Here is a 670-nt window from a genome sequence, read left to right as displayed (position 1 = left end):
CAAGCAGGCTCGCCATTGATCGGCTTCGACACCGAGAAAGTACCGGTCTTGGTCCGCCAGAATACCCGGTGGCGATCGACCGCGCCGGGCGCGACGCCCAGCGTGCCGAGCAGTTTGTCATAAAACGACTTCGCGGCTTCGAGGTCGTTGGTGCCGATCATGACATGTGAAAACATCTCGCTTCCTCTCCTGGTTTCTTGCAAACTCACCTTCAGGTGATACGCAACTATACGCATCATATGCAGTTTGGCGAGACGGCATGACCCTGCCGCGCAATCGCTCTTGTGGGTCTGCAATGGCGGCGTGTCGCTTGCTGCCGAACCCGTTTTCAATCAGGACACTTGCTTGATGTCAGCACATCCCATGCCCAGATCGTCCTGGATTTTCCCCACGTTGGCCGTTCTGCTTTTTATCGCGACGTCGATTCCTTCGCTCGGGATCGGATTCACGGAGACGACTGCTGGCATTGTGTTCGCGGTTGTTCTGTTGGTCATCCTGTTCGGCACGGTGTTCGCCGCTGTGCATCATGCCGAAGTCATCGCACACAAGATAGGCGAACCGTTCGGCACGCTGTTGCTGACACTGGCCGTGACCATCATCGAGGTGGCGCTGATCGCCTCCATCATGCTGGGTGACAAGGCCGTTCCGACGCTGGCGCGCGATACTGTCT

General features: G+C 57.6%; 1 pseudogene. It reads left to right on the top strand.

Going from position 1 to position 670, the window contains the following annotated elements:
• Positions 1-402: 402 nt before the first annotated feature.
• Positions 403-670, top strand: a pseudogene (locus AC1DU6_RS34260) (ionic transporter y4hA); the annotation flags it as partial.

This window comes from Roseateles sp. P5_B10 (genome assembly GCF_056400485.1).
The sequence above is the reverse complement of the archived record's forward strand: the minus strand, read 5'-3'. Positions and strand labels throughout refer to the sequence as shown.